The following is an 18,680-nucleotide window of genomic DNA, read 5'->3' as shown; positions in this document are numbered from 1 at the left end:
CCGACGACAGCGGCATCCTGCCGCTGTTACGTAAAAAGCTCAGGATTTACTCTGGCGCCGGCAGCGCTGGAAAACTGGCTGCCGCAGCCAGATCGCTACCCGTTTGCATTACCTGAACCGTTGGATGCGGTGCTCTGATCCCGGCCGCATCGAAGTGTTTCTTAACCATATTGTCGAGTGCAAACCGCACCGTCCACTGCTTTAGCGGCTGCGTAGTGAAGGAAACTCGCACCGTAAATGCCTGATTGGTAAGGCCTACCAGACCTGCAAAGGAGGGCTCGCCGATTACCATGCCGCGAATCGTCTCATCCTGCATCAGTTCACTTACCGCCGCCTGTAGCGTAGCGTTAACTTTATCGCTGTCTTCGCGGCGATCGACATCATAATTGGCGACAAAAGAGCCGATGCCGCGCACAAAGTTGGCAAAAGTCGTAATCGAAGACCACGGGATAATGTGATAAGCGCCGGTATCCTGACGTACGCCGACCGAACGTATCGACATGCGTTCTACCGTGCCGGTAATTGCGCCTATAGTCACCAGATCGCCAGTATTCATGCCGTTTTCGAACTGAATAAAAATCCCGGTGATAATGTCTTTTACCAGCGTTTGCGAGCCGAACGAAACCGCCAGCCCCAGCGCGCCCGCGCCTGCCAGCAATGGCGCAATATTAACGCCAATCTCCGACAGCAGGATCATAATGGTAATAGTACTGATAACTACGGCCAGCGCGTTGCGAAACAGGGTCAACAGCGTGCGTGTTCTGGCGCTTGGCATCGGGCGACCATGAGAATCCGAGGCGAGACGGCTTTCTATCAGGCTGGCAAGCAGCGTCCAGCCAACTGCCGAAAAGAACAAAATCATCACGATACGGATAATCACATCAACCATTTTGACGCCCGCGCCAACCGTCAGCCAGTGCCACAGGTCGAACAGGTTCCAGGCGTTTAATAACAGCAGGCAAACGGCGAAGACGGTCAGGATCCGCGCCAGTTTCAGCATCACGGAAATCCAGCCGTTAACCCTTTTTTGCAGTTCAGGATAGTTACGGCGCAGCTCCGGCGAAAGGATAATCGTTTTTGATATCCAGCGGCTAAGCACGCCGGAAATCAACGCACCAAGGCCGATTATCGCCAGCGAGCGCACGGTGGCGGACATCATAAACTTCAGGCTGTCGCCGGGATTAAAGATAGAAAGCAGGAACAGCGCAATAAAGTAGGCGCTGGCAAGCCAGTACCAGACCATGGCAAAAGCGCGGATAAACAGCGAAAAGAAACTCATTGAGCGGTCGGCTAGCCGATTCAGTTCCAGCTGTATGGCGCGACGGTTATGGAAAATCAGGTAGAGCGCCCAGGCCGTGATAAAACACATCAGGATAAGGTTCACCAGCGCGGCAACCTGCACGTTAACCTGATTGGAAACAATAGGCACTATGACCAGCAGCCCATAACCGATAACGCCGCTCAGCCAGCTGAGGCGAGTCTCCCAGTAGCTGGCGCGTGCATCAGAGAGATGGAAAAAGCGCAGCTGCGGATAGCGCGGACAGAATATTAACCGCAGGATCGCCTTGAAAAATTCAATCAGCGCAAAAGCGTTAAGAAATAAACCCTGCTGGTAAGCAATGGTACGGCTGCCTGCGTTCAGCGAATCGCTCAGCATTTGCCCCACAAACAAGGCAATGCCCAGCAGCAGTAGATCGACAACAAACGCACCCAGGATCATCGCGGGCAAATGTAGCCAGCTGGTGCGATCGCCGTTTTTTCTTCTTCCCCATTCGCCCATGCGGCGAAAAAGCGGCGTAACGGCCCAGCGGAGCAGCCAGTAAAATGCGAACAGCGCAACGGCCAGCATCACAAAGTGGCTCAGCGCGTTATAAAACGTTTTGGGATTAAAAGCCTTGTGCGGTGCATCAGTGATATTGCGATGGAGCTTTTGTACTTTTCCCAGCATTTCGCCGCCAAAATGACGACTGACGTTGGTAACGCTTTCCAGTACGGTTTTATCATCATCGGCCGTTGGCGGCGTAAGCACCGGATCTTTTGTGCTAGACGTACTTGTAGAAGCGCTGCGTAACTGATTAATCAGCTCGGCCCGGGACTGGTCATTCTGCAAAATATTCGCCAGCGCGGCATAGGCAGCTTTTTTATCTTCTAAGCTCGGTTCGCCGCCCTGGGGAGCCGAAGCGGATTTTGTCTGGGAAGCAGCCACGGCGGCGGCAGGTAAGCTAACGGCCTGGGCCTGGCAGCAAAAAATAGCAATGACTAACGGTAGCCATCTGAACGCCAGGCGCCAGAAGGGGAGGGTTCCTGACATCGTATTCTCCTGTGACGACGCAAAGAAGCGTCGACCAGCAAGTATAGCCTGCCGGGAAAAAGCGCAAGCCGAAGAGGCGCTTTTTAAGAGAGGGAAGAGCAAGCGGGGCGGCAAACTCCCGCCCCGAAGACTATCAGGAAACGTGCTGTAAGAATTCCTGCAGGCGCGCGCCCGGCGGATTATCGATCAGTTCTGCCGGGTCACCATCTTCTGCGATGCGACCCTTATCGATAAAGATCAGACGTGAAGCAACCTTCTTCGCAAAGCCCACTTCGTGCGTCACGATGACCATCGTCATGCCTTCTTCGGCCAGATCCTGCATGACCTTCAGAACTTCATGGCGCAGCTCTGGATCGAGCGCGGAAGTTGGTTCATCAAACAGCATCATTTTAGGCTTGACCGCCAGCGCGCGGGCAATGGCCACGCGCTGCTGTTGGCCGCCGGAAAGCTCGGACGGGAAATGGTGCGCGCGCTCGGCCAGGCCAACTTTGCCCAACAGCTCTTTTGCCAGACGCTGCGCGTCAGCTTTTTTAGCGCCGCGCACGCGGATTGGGCCAAAGGCGACGTTATCCAGCGCGCTCATCTGCGGAAACAGATGGAACTGCTGGAATACCATACCTGCTTCCTGGCGAATTAAACGGTCATCAACTTTCGGGTCGTTAACCTTCAGGCCATCTACAATCAGCTCGCCGGTAGTGATCTCTTCCAGCTTGTTGATGCAGCGCAACAGCGTGGATTTGCCGGAGCCTGACGGCCCGATAATCACGACAACTTCGCCTTGTTTAATCGATAAATCGATATTGTGCAGAACCTGCGTTTCGCCAAAGTGTTTGGAGACGTTTTTAAATTCAATCACAGGATCTTCATCCTTTTCTCAATGCGACGCAGAACAAAGCTCAGCACCAGCGTAATAAACAGGTAGATAACGGCTACGGCGCTCCAGATTTCCAGCGCGCGGAAGTTGCCGGCAATAATTTCCTGGCCCTGGCGGGTCAGTTCCGCCACGCCAATCACGATAAACAGCGAGGTATCTTTAATACTGACGATCCACTGGTTACCCAGCGGCGGCAGCATACGACGCAGCGCCAGCGGCATAATGACGTAACGCAGCGTTTCACGGCTGGATAAGCCCAGCGCGAGACCTGCTTCACGAAAGCCTTTGTTGATTGACAGGACGGCACCACGGGTGATTTCTGCAATATAAGCGCCGGAGTTGATCATGATGGTGATCACTGCCGCACTGAAGGGGTCGATGCGCAGATCGCTAAACGCCATCGGCAGGGCAAAATAGATAAACATGACCTGGACGACAATAGGCGTACCGCGGATCAGTTCAATAAATACCAGCGCAACATTGCGTGACAGCCAGCCGCCGTAGGCGCGGGCAAAACCCGCTACAAGGCCGATAATCAGACCGCCAATCAGGCCGAGGACGGAAATCCACAGCGTCAGTCGGGCGCCCTCAAGCAGGGCCGGAATAGATGGCCAGATGGCGCTCCAGTCAAACTGCATTCTTAATTCTCCGGTTTAAAACCATATTCATTGGTGTAAAACCGCAGGCGCACGGCGCGCCTGCGAAAGGTAAAGCGCTGTTATTTAGGCTCAGAACCGAACCATTTTTTATAAATAGTGTTGTAGGTGCCGTTTTCACGCAGGGTTTTCAACGCGCCGTTGACTTTATCACGCAGTTCGTCGCTGCCTTTCGGGAAGGCGATACCGTAATCCTGTGCTTCGATTGAGTCGCCTACCGCTTTAAACTGGCCTTTGCCTGCGGTATGGATGAAATAAAGGATATTTGGCGTATCGTGCAGCACGGCATCCGCACGGCTGGTGCCCAGCTCCATGTAGGCGTTATCGATGTTAGGGAACTGGCGCAGGTCTTTGCTCTTGATATGCTGTTTTGCGTAATCTACGGAACCGGTGCCGCTTTTTACTGCAACCACTTTGCCATCCAGATCTTTGATGCTTTTAATCTGGTCGTTATTGGCTTTAACCATCACCAGCAGGCCGCTTTTGTAGTAGCTGTCAGAGAAGTCGATAGCCTTTTTACGTGCGTCGGTAATGGTAATACCCGCCAGCGCTACATCAACGTTGTGCGTTTGCAGGCCAGGAATAATGCCGCTGAAATCCATTGGCTTCAGGGTGTAATCCAGATTCAGCTGTTTAGCGATAGCAGCCCACAACTCCACGTCAAAGCCAACATATTGGTTACCCTGTTTAAACTCGAAAGGCACAAAGGCGGTGTCGGTAGCAACAACCAGTTTTTTTTCTGCGGCAGTAGAAGAGACGGCGAACGCCAGCGTCAGCGCAGCCAGGGAAAACTTAACAAGTGACTTCATCTTTTTATCCTTATTGCAGTCGGACAAGCACTTTGTCCGATTGATGCCGGGCTATATGAAAAAAGCGTGCCAGGTTTTCAAAATATATGAAAAACAGCACGTTGAGTCAATGAAACCGCTGTGGATACGTATTAAGCGATGCAATGCACCATAATGGAGCACCATAATAGTGCGTCGTGTTCATTATGGTGCAGATCAGTTTTAGCCTGGCAGGGAGTAAAAAACAAAAGAAAAAGAGAGGGAGGCAGAATTTTATCGCAGCTGGCTGTCTTTACTGCCGCGACGGTTATAAAGAGTGGAAGCCTGCTTTTCGTCACGCTGCTGCTGACACTGTACGCAATACTGCACGCCAGGCAGAGCAAGGCGTCTGGCCTCCGGAATAGGTTCACCACAGTTTTCACAATATTCCGCACTGACGCCGTTATGCATCGAGCGTCTTGCACGATTAACGGCATCTTCTACCGTTGAGTCAATCTGTTCCTGTACGGCATCATCACGTGCCCAACCACTGGCCATCGTTATCTCCCATATAGAAAGAGCAGATGAAAGGCCTCATCTGCTCTGAAATCTACTCTACGAGAAGGGGGCTGAATTAACAGCCCGCTGAGTCTTATTCGATATTAGACTCAATGAACCACAGGAATTTATCCAGGTCACGCGAAGCCGCAGTGAAAATATCAGCGGTGTCTTCGTCTTCTACTTCCGTAATGGCTTTACGGGTATCGTTAGCAACAACGGCATAGCGTTCAGCCAGCGCCTTAAGGTGATCCTGAACGGTGTGGATGTTCAGCGGATAGCTTTTCAGCGGCGTCCTGTCGTTAACTACCTGAGTCGTACCCAGCGCGACACCGCCCAGCTGAACTACGCGCTCGGCGATAGTATCCTGATGATCGGTAATCGTGGTACGGAAACCATCCAGCATTTCGTGCACGCCGATGAAGTTTGCGCCGCGCATGTTCCAGTGCGCCTGCTTGGTAATCAGGGACAAATCAATGAATTCCGTTACCAGGCGATTCAGCACTTCAATCGTGGCTTTTTTCTCTTCGTCAGCCACATTGTTACGCGTGTAATGCAGATCGGATGAAGTCGTTTTTACCAGTTTAGCGGTACTCATCATTAATATCCTCTTAATGGTCAGTTGTCCTGAATGTACCGAATAAGTGTAGCAGGACTTTTGCCCTTTGCCACAAAGGTGCTGCCTATCGAAAAAATAGCGGGCGTCTTGCAGCTTAAGCTGCTGGTATTTCTGCTTTTTCGCTGGGTAGATGCGATTAATAAATATTCTCATTTAAACAGGATTTAATAACGCGCTGATAATTAAAATATTTTTATTTTGTTTGAAAAGGGAAACTTACCAGCAACGTTAACGTAGTCGACAGTAATGATATAAAAATAGCTCGGAATAGTCTGAGTGATATTAAATTATTAGCCATTAAAGCCGGGAACCTGAATTAATTCACCGGCATGAGATAATTCGGCAATTTATTCGCCAGGTTCGCTTACGGGTTCAATTTCCGGCCTGGCAGATTGCAACGTCAACGTTGTTCCGACGGAGGCCAGCACGATAGCCAACAGCCCGGCCCACTGCGGCAGCGTCAGGTTTTCGCCCAGAAACAGCATACCAGAAAGCGCGCCCATCGCCGGTTCAAGGCTCATTAGCGTACCAAATGTTTTTGCCGGTAAGCGGGTCAGCGCCACCATTTCCAGCGAATAAGGGAAGGCGCTGGACAGCACGGCAACGGCCAGCGCGACGGGTAAAATTGCCAGGCTCCAGATACCGCTATCGGCAAAGGTAAAACCTAACGGAACAAAAACCAGCGAGGCGATTAGTGACCCCATCGCAACGGTCGCCGGGCCGTGTTCAGCGCCGGCGCGGCGACCACTCAGAATATATACAGCCCAGCAGGCACCGGCCAGCAACGCCAGCAGCGCGCCCTTGATATCCACACCGTAAATTGAATCGCCCAGCGGCAGCAGCCACCACAAACCGGCCAGCGCCAGCGCCACCCAGACAAAATCCAGCAGTTTTCTTGCTCCGGCTAACGCCAGCGTGAGCGGCCCGACAAACTCCAGCGCGACGGCAATACCCAAAGGTACGGTACGTATCGACAGATAAAAGGAGTAGTTCATTGCTCCCAGCGCCAGCCCGTAACAAAGCAGCGGCAAAATTTGCTGGCGGCTGAAACGCAAACGCCAGGGCTTAAAAACGAGACAAAGGATTAACGTGCCCAAACCCAAACGTAAGGCCGTAATGCCTGGCGCGCCAACAACAGGGAAAAGCGTTTTGGCTAAGGCGGCGCCGCCCTGAATAGAAATCATGGCGATTAACAGCAGCGAAACAGAAAACCAGACTGAGGAAGTGCGGGAAGAAGACATCCTTGAAACCAACCTTATTTGTCTGTCAGAAGAGGAAAAAGTTCCGTCGAGTGTACCAACAGACGCCGATAAAAAGTGGCGAAAACAGCATAAACAGGTGAGGAAATTCGGAAAAAAAGGCCTGCTGACGTAAAGAAGTGTCAAAATTAATTAAGATTTATCTCAATGAACAAATTTTTACATTGCGGGTCAGCCGAGGCGGTGTTGGCTTAAAGTTGAATAAAAACAGATAAATACAATCAATCATTAACGTCCTGTTACACCAAACATTGTCTTGGACAACAAAAACGGGGCAGAGTTTCTGTCTGAGGTTTGTTATATTTTCAGCGTTGTCAGGAGATAAGTACTTTCACATTTGAGGTGGTTATGAAAAAAATTGCATGTCTTTCAGCACTGGCTTGTGTACTGGCAGTTTCTGCTGGTTCAGCGATGGCACAGAGCACTGTTTCCGGTGGTTACGCACAAAGCGATATGCAGGGCGTGGCTAACAAAGCTAACGGTTTCAACCTGAAATACCGTTACGAAAACGGCACCGATGCCCTGGGTTGGATCGGTTCTTTCACCTACACCGAGAAAGATCGTACCGACGCTGGCGTGTATAACAAAGGCCAGTACTACGGCATCACCGGTGGTCCTGCTTACCGTCTGAACGACTGGGCAAGCATCTACGGCGTAGTAGGTATCGGCTACGGTAAATTCCAGCAGAACGGCGCAGACCGCGTGAAGTCTGACTCAAGCGACGTTGGCTTCTCTTACGGCGCTGGCCTGCAGTTCAACCCGGGCATCGAAAACGTTGCTCTGGATGTTGGCTACGAGCAGAGCCGTATCCGCAGCGTAGACGTTGGCACCTGGATTGCTGGCGTAGGCTACAGCTTCTAAGCCTGCTAAAAACCGGTTTCGATCGGTCGATAAAAAATCCGCCCACGTGGCGGATTTTTTTATGGCCGATCAACGGCGGCGTTTTTTCTCTGTTGTGAGCATTTCCAGCAGCATCAGACGCAGCGTAAAAGGCGAGCGACAGAACAGCTGCAGTAAAAGTGGCTTTTTCATATTGTCCCCCTTCGTACGCTTTATCACCAGATATAGCACAGGCTATACTTCGTAGCCAGTGCTATTGCGCGAAAATTTGTGCTTCTTTGAGCTTCGTTTACAATGTGGCACCAACAGGCTGCCGCGAGCCGTTACGCGTCAGTTGATAATAAAAAGAGGAAGCTGAATGAGTCGTCGCGCTAAAACCACAGTGCCTGCGCCACTGAAAGAAATTGAAGAGCACGTCGAAGGCTTTCGTCAGGTTCGTGAGGCCCACCGCCGTGAGCTGATCGATGACTATGTTGAGCTGATTTCCGATCTTATTCGTGAATTTGGCGAGGCTCGCCAGGTTGATATGGCGGCGCGCCTTGGCGTATCCCAGCCCACCGTGGCCAAAATGTTAAAAAGGCTGGCGACGGTCGGACTGGTCGAGCAGGTACCCTATCGCGGCGTCTTTTTGACCGCCGAAGGTGAGGCGCTGGCCGAAGAGAGCCGCAAGCGACATCATATTGTCGAGACCTTTTTGCTGGCGCTGGGGATAAGCCCCGATACCGCCCGGCGTGATGCCGAAGGTCTGGAGCATCACGTCAGTGATGAAACGCTGGCTATTTTTCAGCAATTTTACGAAAGCCGTCAGTAACAACTTTTTGGTGAACCATGGTCACGCTGCTCAGGCCTTTTTTGCACGATCGCTTTTTGCATCTGCTGGTACTTGCCGGGCTGCTGTTGGCCTGCTTCGCGCCATTTTCCCTGCGGCAGCTGCCTGCCGCCGTAGACTGGTCAACCATTTTGACGCTGGGTGGGTTATTAATGCTCACCAAAGGGATTGAAGCCAGCGGCTATTTTGACGTGCTGGGACATCGGCTGGTGCAGCGTTTCCGCTCGGAACGCTCGCTGGCGCTGTTTCTGACCGCGGCGGCGGCGGCGCTCTCAACCTTTCTGACCAACGACGTCGCGCTTTTTATCCTGGTGCCGCTGACGTTGACCTTACGGCGCTACTCCTCGTTGCCGGTCACCCGCCTTATTATCTTTGAAGCGCTGGCCGTTAACGCCGGTTCGCTACTGACGCCCGTCGGGAATCCGCAAAACATTCTGCTGTGGCAACACGGCAAGCTGGGTTTCGGCGGCTTTATTATGCAGATGCTGCCGCTGGCCGTCGTGTTGCTGGCCAGTTTACTGCTGCTGACCGCATTTAGCTTTTCCAGACGGCGGATAGAGCGCACCGACCAGGCACCTGAAACGCAGTGGCAGAAGCTGCTATTGCTGGCAAGCGTAGCGCTCTATTTAGTCTTTATTACCGCCCTGGAATCAGGTTACGCGGGGTGGGGCGTACTGCTGATTTTTGCCGTTTTTTTACTGATAGCGCGCCGTACGCTGCTGGCTATCGACTGGAGCCTGCTGGCCGTTTTTATCGCCATGTTCGTCGATGTGTTTTTATTAACGCGTCTGCCCGCGATACATCATCTGCTTGAGCAAATTAGCCACTTTTCTGCCGGTGAAAAATATCTGCTGGCCATTGGTTTATCACAGGTCATCAGTAACGTTCCGGCAACCATTCTTCTGCTGGGGAATTTACCGGCCAGCACGCTGCTTGCCTGGGCTGTGAATATCGGCGGTTTTGGCCTGCTACCCGGCTCGCTGGCTAACCTGATCGCCTTACGTATGGCTAAAGATCGTACCGTCTGGTTACGCTTTCATTTTTATTCTTTGCCGATGCTGGCATGGGCGGCCGCACTGGGCTGGTGCCTGCTTTTAGTCATTAATGCGGTACAGGCCTGAGTCTTGTCTGACTTCGTAAAGAAACACTGGCATTTGTCAATTTAAGCCCTATGTTTATAACAGCGTTAATCTTGCGGGCTCGGTTTGAGCCCGCCGTAACCTGATGAGAACTATGGCTAATCAATCAAATTCTTCCTCGGACGTAGATCCGCGTCATCAGCATGACCCTGCGGCAAACGGTGGTCAGGATAATAACCAACAGCAGGACAAAAAGCAGAACGAAGACGAGCAGCCGGAGCGTAAACGCCCGGGTAAAAAACCCCTGATCATTCTTGCCATCGTTGTGGTGGTCATGGTTATTGTCGGCTTCTACTTCTGGTTTACCGGTCGCAATATTGAGACGACGGACGATGCCTTCACTGAATCGGACGCCGTTACCATTGCGCCTAAAGCTTCCGGCTACGTCACTAAACTGCTGGTTACCGATAACCAGCGGGTGAAAAAGGGCGATCTGCTGGTCGTTATCGATCCGCAGGATAATCAGGCGCAGCGCGACCAGGCGCAGGCACAGCTTGGTCTGGCTATCGCTCAGCTGCATCAGGCTCAGGCGCAGCTGGCGCTTTCTCGCGTGCAGTATCCGGCGCAGAAAGATCAGGCGCTGGCGCAGCAGGCTAAGGCGCAAGCCAACTATCTTAATGCGCAGGAAGATTACAAACGCCAGCGCGGCGTCGATCCTCGCGCCACTTCGCAACGTAACATCGATGCCGCCAGCGCTCAGTTAAGAAGCGCGAAGGCCGAACTGCAAAGCGCCCAGGCTCAGGTTGAGGTGGCTTCGCAAATTCAGCTGCAAATTCGCCAGCAGGAAACTAACGTTGAAGCGCGCCAGCAGCAGGTTGAGCAGGCGAAGGCGCAGTTAAATACGGCGAACCTGAATCTTTCCTATACCGAGGTGCGTGCGCCTTACGACGGTTTTGTCACCAAACGTAATGTACAGGTCGGTACGCTGGTGCAGGCTGGCACTTCGCTTTTCTCGCTGGTCTCGCCAAATGTCTGGATCACCGCCAACTTTAAAGAGTCCCAGTTAGAACGCATGAACCCTGGCGACAAGGTGAAAATTTCCGTAGACGCCTGGCCGGATATGAAGCTGGAAGGTCATGTGGACAGCATTCAGATGGGTTCCGGCTCGCGCTTCTCTACCTTCCCGTCGGAAAATGCCACCGGCAATTACGTGAAGATTGTGCAGCGCGTCCCGGTAAAAATTGTGATTGATAAAGGTCTAAACCCTGATAAACCGCTGCCTTTGGGCCTGTCGGTAGAGCCTGAGGTAACCGTGGAATGAGTCAGGGCCAGAGCTGGAAGCCGGCCAGCAATCCCTGGCTTGTCGCCATGACCGTAACGCTGGCGGTGTTCATGGAGATCCTGGACACCACCATCGTTAACGTGGCGCTGCCGCACGTCGCCGGTTCGCTGTCGTCCAGCTACGATGAATCAACCTGGGTGCTGACTTCCTATCTGGTGGCGAACGGTATCGTGCTGCCTATCTCGGCTTTTCTGAGTCGCGTTTTCGGTCGTAAACAGTTCTTTTTGATCTGTATTGTGATGTTTACCGTCTGTTCGTTCCTGTGCGGCATTGCCACCGAGCTTTGGCAGATCATTCTGTTCAGGGTGCTGCAAGGGTTTTTTGGCGGCGGGCTACAGCCGGTACAGCAGTCGGTGCTGTTGGATTACTTCAAACCGGAAGATCGCGGTAAGGCTTTTGGCCTGTCATCCATTGCTATTATCGTGGCGCCGGTGCTTGGCCCAACCCTGGGCGGCTGGATTACCGATAACTACAGCTGGCGCTGGGTATTCTTTATCAACATCCCGGTTGGGATCCTTAGCGTGCTGGCTATCTATCAGCTGCTAGAAGATCCGCCGTGGGAACGTAAAATGGCGAAGGGCAAGCTCTCTATCGACTATATCGGCATCAGCCTGATTACGCTGGGACTTGGCTGTTTGCAGGTGTTTCTGGACCGGGGCGAAGACGACGACTGGTTTAGCTCGCCGTTTATTATTACCTTTGCCATTATGAGCGCAATCGGGCTGGTCGGCGCGGCTTACTGGCTGCTGTATGCCAAAAAGCCGGTGGTGGATCTGCACGTGCTGAAAGACCGTAACTTTGCCGTCGCCAGTCTGCTGATGTCCGGCATGGCAGCGATACTGTATGGCAGCTCGGTGGTGATTCCGCAGCTGGCGCAGCAGGATCTGGGCTATACCGCAACCTGGTCCGGGCTGGTGCTTTCGCCCGGAGCGGTGCTGATTGTCCTGACGATTCCGCTGGTGCTGAAACTGATGCCGATCGTGCAGACCCGCTGGATTATCGCTTTCGGCTTTACCTGCCTGTTCGTCTCTTTTATCTACTCGGCAAAGCTGGCGCCGAATATCGACTTTACCACGCTGGTGATGATGCGTAGCGCGCAAACTATCGGGCTTGGCTTCCTGTTTGTCCCGCTGACAACCGTGGCTTTTGTCACTATTCCGCAAAAACTGAATGCGGACGCCTCGGCGCTGTTTACCATGTGTCGTAACGTAGCGGGCTCAATCGGCATTTCGCTTTCCACCGCGATGATCACTGAACGTGAGCAGGCGCGTAGCGCAAGCATGGTGCATAACATGACGCCGCTGAACGAGCCGTTCAACCTGACGGTAGAACGCTGGGCGCAGGGAGTCAGGGACTTTACTTCCGCCGTTGGCGATCCGGTCACCGTGGCGACCGGACAGCTCTATAAAGAGATGATTGCCCAGGCGCGCATTCTGGCCTATATCGACGTATTTATGGGCCTGAGTATTCTCGCCCTGGTTCTTATTCCATTTTGTTTACTGCTTGCGCCGATTAAGAGCGAGGGCAGTGCAGGAGCACACTGACATGAACGTTTCTCCTTTGTTTACGCGTTCGCGACTCGGCGTGCTGCTGGTTGCGACTATTACGCTATCGGCCTGTACCGTCGGGCCTGACTACCAGCCGCCCAAAGCCGCCACGCCGTCATCGTTTAACTCGCTGGCGTCGGATCGCGCCTCAAAGCCGCAGGCTACCGTGACCAATCCGGGCTGGTGGAAATCTTTTAACGATCCGCAGTTAAACAGCCTGATTGACCGCGCTATCGCCGGAAACCTGAGTCTGCAGCAGGCCGTGCTGCGTATCGCCGGCTCGCGTCAGCAGCTTAATCAGGCGCGCGGTGCCTGGTTTCCTTCAGTGAATGGTAAAGCGTCGGCGCAGCGCCAGCAGCTTGGCCTGAAGGGGGAACTGGAATCAAATGGCGTTTACCAACAGCTTGACGCGGCGAATACCGATGCCGATGTGAGTTCGGCACTGAATGAGCTGACAGAACCGGTTGGCCTGTATCAGGGTAGCTTTGACGCGTCCTGGGAACTGGACCTCTGGGGCAGGGTACGACGTCAGGTTGAGGCCGCAGGCGCGCAGCAGCAGGAGTCGCTGGAGAGCCGCAACGATGCGCTGGTTTCTCTTGAAGCGGAAGTGGCGCGAACCTATTTGCAGCTGCGTGGCGCGCAGTTGATTAGCCAGACCCTGCAAACACAGCTTGAAGTCGCGCAGCAGACGCTGGAGCTGACGCAAAGCCAGCAGCGTAACGGGCTTGCGCCGCAGATGGACGTGGAAAACGCTCGTGCGCAGCTACACTCCCTGCAGGCGCAACTGCCGCAGTATGAAGCGCAAATTCATCAGGCGATGAACGGGCTGGCGGTGCTGATCGGTAAGCCGCCAGGCATGCTGGATGCAGAGCTTGCCGCACCTAAAGCGCTGCCGGCCTTGCCAAAAGAGGTGGCCGTCGGGCTGCCCTCTACGCTGGCGCGGCGTCGTCCGGACGTGCGTCAGGCGGAAGCCCGTCTGCATGAAGCAACGGCCAATATCGGCGTCTCCGTTGCACAGCTGTTTCCTGACTTCTCGCTGACCGGCCAGTTTGGCCTGCGCAATACTGACGCCAGCTATCTGGACAACTGGAGCAGCCATTTTTACACCTATGGCGCGTCGGTTTCCCTGCCCATCTTCCAGGGCGGTCGGCTGGTTTCCGGCGTGAAGCTGGCAAGAGCAGAGCAGGCCAATGCCGCGCTGGGCTATCGGCAAACCGTGCTGACGGCGCTCCAGGATGTAGAAAATGCGCTGGTTAGCTATCGTACCGACCAGCAGCAGGTCGAAGGCCTTGATCAAACGGTCGACGCGCTGCAAAACGCCTTTAATTTGGCGAATGATAGCTATGGTAAGGGCCTTTCTTCGTTTATCGACGCCCTGACCGCGCAGCGTCAGCTGTCCCAGGCGAAGCAGCAGGCTGCTTCAGCCAGGGTTCAGTCCAGCCTGGATCTGGTCGCGCTTTACAAGGCGCTTGGCGGCGGCTGGGAGCTTTACCAGAATGTGAAGCTACCTGACTATTCCGTGTTTGGCCCTGCGGAAACAGGCGATGTGGCCGCAAGGTAAGCGTTAACGGGCGGGCGATAACTTCTTGCTTATCGCCCATCCTTTTTATTACACAATTTTTCGTTTTCGATATTTACCCGTCTTTTCCAGGCTACTCTGTCCGCACCTCTTCATGACGCCTGGCCAGCTTTATTGCCGCTGCGGCTGAAACTTTCTCATTCTTTCAGGCAGCTTTATTACTGCTGCGGCTGAAATTTTCTCATTCTTTCAGGCAGCTTTATTGCCGCTGTGGCTGAAACTGGCTTGCTCTTTCAGTCAGCTTTATTGCCGCTGCGGCCGAAACTTGCTCGCTCTTTCAGGCAGCATTGTTGGCTGCCGTCAACTTTCTGGCCGGTTAAAGCGGCTCCCTTCTTTTCGAAATAATAGTGAATACTTTCCATTGTGGTGGAATATAAATTTTAAAAAGCAGGGTGGGTCATTTCAAATTTTCCTGGAGCCAGGTCAGTGAAAGCGGAAATATAAGGTCTATTTATGATACTTGCGTCACAAATCTGACCAGGTGATGAGAGCTGTGCCGCAAAATTTAATTTTCATTGTTTTTTTAAATGAAAGAAAAAGACTAAGTTAAAGGCCTGGGAAAGACACCAGGCTGCCCGTTCCTGCCAGCCTGACCTGTGAATAACGATAAGAGGTCGACAATCATGCCGAAAGAACAATATCTCACGCCCAGTCGGGCATCTGGACCCAACAGCACGTCGCGAACGGAGCCTTTTGTTAAGGTTATTGCCCTTATTGCTACGCTGGGTGGATTGCTGTTTGGCTACGATACGGGCGTTATTTCCGGCGCGCTTCTGTTTATGGGCACGGAGCTGCACCTGACGCCTTTTACTACCGGGCTCGTCACCAGTTCACTGCTGTTTGGTGCCGCGTTTGGCGCACTGATTTCCGGGCATTATGCTGCGGCAGCCGGGCGGAAGAAAATCATTATTGTTCTCGCAGTTATCTTTGCGATCGGTGCGCTGGGAACTTCGTTGGCACCTGACGTGCACTGGATGATTTTCTTCCGCCTGGTGTTAGGCGTAGCGGTAGGCGGCGCTTCAGCGACCGTCCCGGTCTACATTGCTGAAATTGCGCCCGCTAACAAGCGCGGCCAGCTGGTTACCTTGCAAGAGCTGATGATCGTCTCCGGGCAAATGCTGGCCTATATGTCCAACGCTGGCTTTAATGCGGCCTGGGGCGGTGAAAATACCTGGCGCTGGATGCTGGCGATTGCGACCGTGCCCGCCGTCGCGCTGTGGTTTGGTATGATGTTTATGCCTGATACGCCACGCTGGTATGCGATGAAAGGTCGCCTGGCGGAAGCGCGCAAGGTACTGGAGCGTACGCGAGCAAAAAGTGATGTTGAATGGGAACTGACGGAAATTGAAGAAACGCTCAGCGAAGAAGAAAACAGAAATAAACCCAGCCTGAAAGAGTTACGCAAGCCCTGGCTGTTCAAACTGTTTTTAATCGGTATTGGCGTGGCGGTTATTCAGCAGCTTTCCGGTGTGAACACCATCATGTATTACGCGCCTACCATGTTGAAAGCGGCAGGGATGAGTACCGATGCGGCGCTGTTTGCCACTATTGCCAACGGCGCTATTTCTGTCTTGATGACCTTTGTCGGCATCTGGCTGCTTGGCCGTCTGGGCCGCCGTACTATGACGATGATCGGCCAGTTTGGCTGTACTGCCTGCCTGCTGTTTATCGGTTGCATCAGCTACTTTATGCCGGAAACAATTAATGGCCAGGTTGATGTGATGCGCAGCTATCTGGTGCTGCTGGGTATGCTGATGTTTCTCAGTTTCCAGCAGGGTGCGCTGTCGCCGGTAACCTGGCTGCTGCTTTCCGAAATCTTCCCGACCCGCCTGCGCGGCATCTTTATGGGCGGCGCGGTATTCGCCATGTGGATTGCTAATTTCCTTATCTCGCTGGTTTTCCCTGTCTTGCTGGCGAAGGTAGGGCTGGCCGGCGCCTTCTTTATCTTCGCCTTTATCGGCCTGTTTGGCGCGGCGTTCGTCATTAAATGCGTGCCGGAAACGCGTAACCGTAGCCTGGAGCAGATTGAGCACTATCTGCATGACTGGCTAAGCAGCGACGGTGAGGCTCGGCCTCTGCCTGCGCCAAAACGCAAAGCGGAAAGCCATTAGCGAAAACGCAAGGCTTGAGGGGGTGGCGGTGTATTCGCCGCCCCTTTTTTTTGGCATAATACGCGCTGATATTATCCCATCGCAAATGAAAGGCTATCCTGTGCTAGTTTCCAGCAACGTCACCATGCAGTTTGGCAGTAAGCCGCTGTTCGAAAACATCTCTGTCAAATTTGGCGGCGGCAACCGCTATGGCCTGATCGGTGCCAACGGTAGCGGCAAGTCCACCTTTATGAAAATCCTCGGCGGCGACCTTGTGCCATCGGCGGGTAACGTTTCCCTCGATCCGAATGAACGTATCGGTAAGCTTCGCCAGGATCAGTTCGCTTTCGAACAATATTCCGTGCTGGATACGGTCATTATGGGCCACGGTGAACTGTGGGCCGTTAAAGAAGAACGCGACCGTATTTACGCTTTGCCAGAAATGAGCGAAGAAGATGGCTATAAGGTTGCCGACCTGGAAGAAAAGTATGGCGAAATGGATGGTTATACCGCCGAGTCTCGCGCCGGTGAACTGCTATTAGGCGTGGGTATTCCGCTTGAGCAGCACTATGGCCCGATGAGCGAAGTGGCGCCCGGCTGGAAGCTGCGTGTGCTGCTGGCGCAGGCGCTGTTTTCCAATCCGGAAATTCTGCTGCTTGACGAACCAACCAACAACCTGGACATCGATACTATTCGCTGGCTGGAGCAGGTGCTGAACGAACGTAACAGTACCATGATTATTATTTCGCACGACCGTCACTTCCTGAACATGGTCTGTACGCACATGGCCGATCTGGACTACGGCGAGCTGCGTGTTTATCCGGGCAACTACGATGAATACATGACGGCGGCCACCCAGGCACGTGAACGTCTGCTGGCGGATAACGCCAAGAAAAAGGCGCAGATTAACGAACTGCAATCCTTTGTTAGCCGCTTCAGCGCCAACGCCTCAAAATCTCGTCAGGCAACCTCGCGTGCCAAACAGATTGATAAGATCAAGCTGGATGAGGTGAAAGCCTCCAGCCGCCAGAACCCGTTTATTCGTTTCGAGCAGGATAAAAAGCTGTTCCGTAACGCGCTGGAGCTACAGTCACTGACGAAAGGTTTCGACCAGGGGCCGCTGTTTAAAAACCTCGATCTGCTGCTGGAAGTGGGTGAAAAGCTGGCGATTATCGGCCCTAACGGTATTGGTAAATCGACCCTGCTGAAAACGCTGGTGGGCGAGCTGCAACCGGATAACGGCACGGTCAAGTGGTCGGAAAATGCGCGCATTGGTTATTATGCTCAGGACCATGCCCATGATTTTGCTAACGATCTGACCGTTTTCGACTGGATGAGCCAGTGGATGCAGGAAGGCGATGACGAGCAGGCTGTACGCAGTATTCTTGGTCGTCTGCTGTTTAGCCAGGACGACATCAAAAAGCCAGCGAAGGTGCTGTCCGGTGGTGAAAAAGGCCGCATGCTGTTTGGTAAGCTGATGATGGAAAAACCGAACGTGCTGATTATGGATGAGCCAACCAACCACCTGGATATGGAATCCATCGAGGCGCTGAATATGGCGCTGGAGATGTATGAAGGCACGCTGATCTTCGTTTCTCACGACCGTGAGTTTGTTAGCTCACTGGCAACGCGCGTGATTGAGATGACGCCAGGCAAAGTGAAAGACTTTACCGGTAACTACGAAGATTACCTGCGCAGCCAGGGTATTTTCTAAACCTTATAAAAGGGCCGCCGGTAAAGCGCGTGATGTTTGTTGGCCGCCTGAGGCGGGGCATCTGCTCCGCCTTATTGAGCCACCTGGCTCAGGTCAATGTTGCGTTCAGATTTTCAGGATGGCGGTTTTGACAAACCACAAGAGAATGGCCGTGAGGGCCGGCACCATTAGCGTCCATAAAATTCTGTTGTTGAGGTCGTCAAACCTTTTATCTATCCTTTCAAATTTCTCATCAATTCTTTGAAACTTTTCATCAATTCTTTCGAATTTAGCAGTAGTGCGCACTTCGCTGGCCACTATTTCCTGCACCAGTTCGGCTTTAAGCTCCGCAACGTCGGCCTTAGTAGCAAAATTCTCCGAACGAGAAGTTAATACCGCCAGATCGAGCTTGATCTGCTGCGTATCTTTTTCAAGCCGCTCAACGCGCTGTTCCAGATTATCCATATCGCCTCCATATTCCTTTTCTTCAGGCCAAAAATCGTCCATATCCTCCAGGTACAGATAACTCTCCATGTTGCTCTTCCTTGTGTGCTTACGTTACTCCTGTAGTGGTTGCCAGTCGATAGCATGCAAAAGGTTGCGCCAGTTAATGCTTTGCTGGCCGGGAAAGAGTAGG

The 18,680-nt window shown here is 53.1% G+C and carries 16 protein-coding genes; 8 read left to right on the top strand and 8 right to left on the bottom strand.

Translation table 11 applies throughout. From position 1 onward, the window contains the following. Window positions 1–46: 46 nt before the first annotated feature. The 7 genes from ybiO to rhtA form a co-directional block, all read right to left on the bottom strand. The gene (ybiO, locus tag ACMGGR_RS14210; RefSeq protein WP_414147159.1) at window positions 47–2,311 is read right to left on the bottom strand and encodes a mechanosensitive channel protein; all 2,265 of its coding nucleotides are present in this window, start codon (window positions 2,309–2,311) and stop codon (window positions 47–49) included. Window positions 2,312–2,444: 133 nt separating this feature from the next. Continuing rightward, the gene (gene glnQ, locus ACMGGR_RS14205) at window positions 2,445–3,167 is read right to left on the bottom strand and encodes a glutamine ABC transporter ATP-binding protein GlnQ (RefSeq protein WP_246760470.1); all 723 of its coding nucleotides are present in this window, start codon (window positions 3,165–3,167) and stop codon (window positions 2,445–2,447) included. After that, window positions 3,164–3,823 carry a glutamine ABC transporter permease GlnP gene (glnP, locus tag ACMGGR_RS14200; protein WP_246760471.1) on the bottom strand — a complete coding sequence of 220 codons (660 nt, stop codon included), beginning with the start codon at window positions 3,821–3,823 and terminating at the stop codon, window positions 3,164–3,166. The genes glnQ and glnP overlap by 4 nt, the downstream gene beginning before the upstream one ends. 80 nt (window positions 3,824–3,903) lie before the next feature. Next, the gene (gene glnH / locus ACMGGR_RS14195) at window positions 3,904–4,650 is read right to left on the bottom strand and encodes a glutamine ABC transporter substrate-binding protein GlnH (RefSeq protein ID WP_414147158.1); all 747 of its coding nucleotides are present in this window, start codon (window positions 4,648–4,650) and stop codon (window positions 3,904–3,906) included. Window positions 4,651–4,902: 252 nt separating this feature from the next. Next, on the bottom strand, window positions 4,903–5,166 hold the full coding sequence (locus tag ACMGGR_RS14190) for a DksA/TraR family C4-type zinc finger protein (protein WP_246760473.1): 264 nt from the start codon (window positions 5,164–5,166) through the stop codon (window positions 4,903–4,905). Window positions 5,167–5,260: 94 nt separating this feature from the next. Then, window positions 5,261–5,764 carry a DNA starvation/stationary phase protection protein Dps gene (dps, locus tag ACMGGR_RS14185; protein ID WP_147200555.1) on the bottom strand — a complete coding sequence of 168 codons (504 nt, stop codon included), beginning with the start codon at window positions 5,762–5,764 and terminating at the stop codon, window positions 5,261–5,263. Window positions 5,765–6,132: 368 nt separating this feature from the next. Continuing rightward, window positions 6,133–7,026 carry a threonine/homoserine exporter RhtA gene (gene rhtA / locus ACMGGR_RS14180; protein WP_414147157.1) on the bottom strand — a complete coding sequence of 298 codons (894 nt, stop codon included), beginning with the start codon at window positions 7,024–7,026 and terminating at the stop codon, window positions 6,133–6,135. Between the two features lie 366 nt (window positions 7,027–7,392). On the opposite strand from rhtA, the gene ompX reads away from it, so the two are divergent. From ompX to ACMGGR_RS14140, 8 genes are all read left to right on the top strand, one after another. Next, window positions 7,393–7,905 (top strand): outer membrane protein OmpX, encoded by a 513-nt coding sequence (ompX, locus tag ACMGGR_RS14175; protein WP_246760475.1) that lies wholly within the window; start codon window positions 7,393–7,395, stop codon window positions 7,903–7,905. A 337-nt stretch (window positions 7,906–8,242) separates the two neighbouring features. After that, a complete protein-coding gene (gene mntR, locus ACMGGR_RS14170) occupies window positions 8,243–8,695 on the top strand; it encodes a manganese-binding transcriptional regulator MntR (RefSeq protein WP_246760476.1) in 453 nt (150 codons plus the stop codon). Between the two features lie 17 nt (window positions 8,696–8,712). Next, window positions 8,713–9,834, top strand: a complete 1,122-nt coding sequence (locus tag ACMGGR_RS14165) for an SLC13 family permease (RefSeq protein WP_246760477.1) — start codon at window positions 8,713–8,715, stop codon at window positions 9,832–9,834. A 103-nt stretch (window positions 9,835–9,937) separates the two neighbouring features. Further along, window positions 9,938–11,113, top strand: a complete 1,176-nt coding sequence (locus ACMGGR_RS14160; protein ID WP_246760478.1) for an HlyD family secretion protein — start codon at window positions 9,938–9,940, stop codon at window positions 11,111–11,113. Further along, complete coding sequence (locus ACMGGR_RS14155; RefSeq protein WP_246760479.1) at window positions 11,110–12,678, top strand: DHA2 family efflux MFS transporter permease subunit; 1,569 nt, start codon at window positions 11,110–11,112, stop codon at window positions 12,676–12,678. Before ACMGGR_RS14160 ends, ACMGGR_RS14155 begins: the two co-directional genes overlap by 4 nt. Before the next feature lies 1 nt (window position 12,679). After that, window positions 12,680–14,242 (top strand): efflux transporter outer membrane subunit, encoded by a 1,563-nt coding sequence (locus ACMGGR_RS14150; RefSeq protein WP_414147156.1) that lies wholly within the window; start codon window positions 12,680–12,682, stop codon window positions 14,240–14,242. Window positions 14,243–14,883: 641 nt separating this feature from the next. Next, the gene (locus tag ACMGGR_RS14145) at window positions 14,884–16,371 is read left to right on the top strand and encodes a sugar porter family MFS transporter (RefSeq protein ID WP_246760481.1); all 1,488 of its coding nucleotides are present in this window, start codon (window positions 14,884–14,886) and stop codon (window positions 16,369–16,371) included. Between the two features lie 100 nt (window positions 16,372–16,471). Further along, complete coding sequence (locus ACMGGR_RS14140) at window positions 16,472–18,064, top strand: ABC-F family ATPase (protein WP_414147155.1); 1,593 nt, start codon at window positions 16,472–16,474, stop codon at window positions 18,062–18,064. A gap of 105 nt (window positions 18,065–18,169) precedes the next feature. On the opposite strand, the gene ACMGGR_RS14135 is transcribed toward ACMGGR_RS14140, so the two are convergent. Then, complete coding sequence (locus tag ACMGGR_RS14135) at window positions 18,170–18,577, bottom strand: hypothetical protein (protein ID WP_414147154.1); 408 nt, start codon at window positions 18,575–18,577, stop codon at window positions 18,170–18,172. Between the last annotated feature and the right edge of the window lie 103 nt (window positions 18,578–18,680).

This window comes from Erwinia sp. BNK-24-b, assembly GCF_047456155.1.
In the GTDB taxonomy this organism is placed as follows: domain Bacteria; phylum Pseudomonadota; class Gammaproteobacteria; order Enterobacterales; family Enterobacteriaceae; genus Erwinia; species Erwinia phyllosphaerae.
Note: the sequence above shows the minus strand (reverse complement) of the source record. Positions and strands in the feature narration are given on the sequence as shown.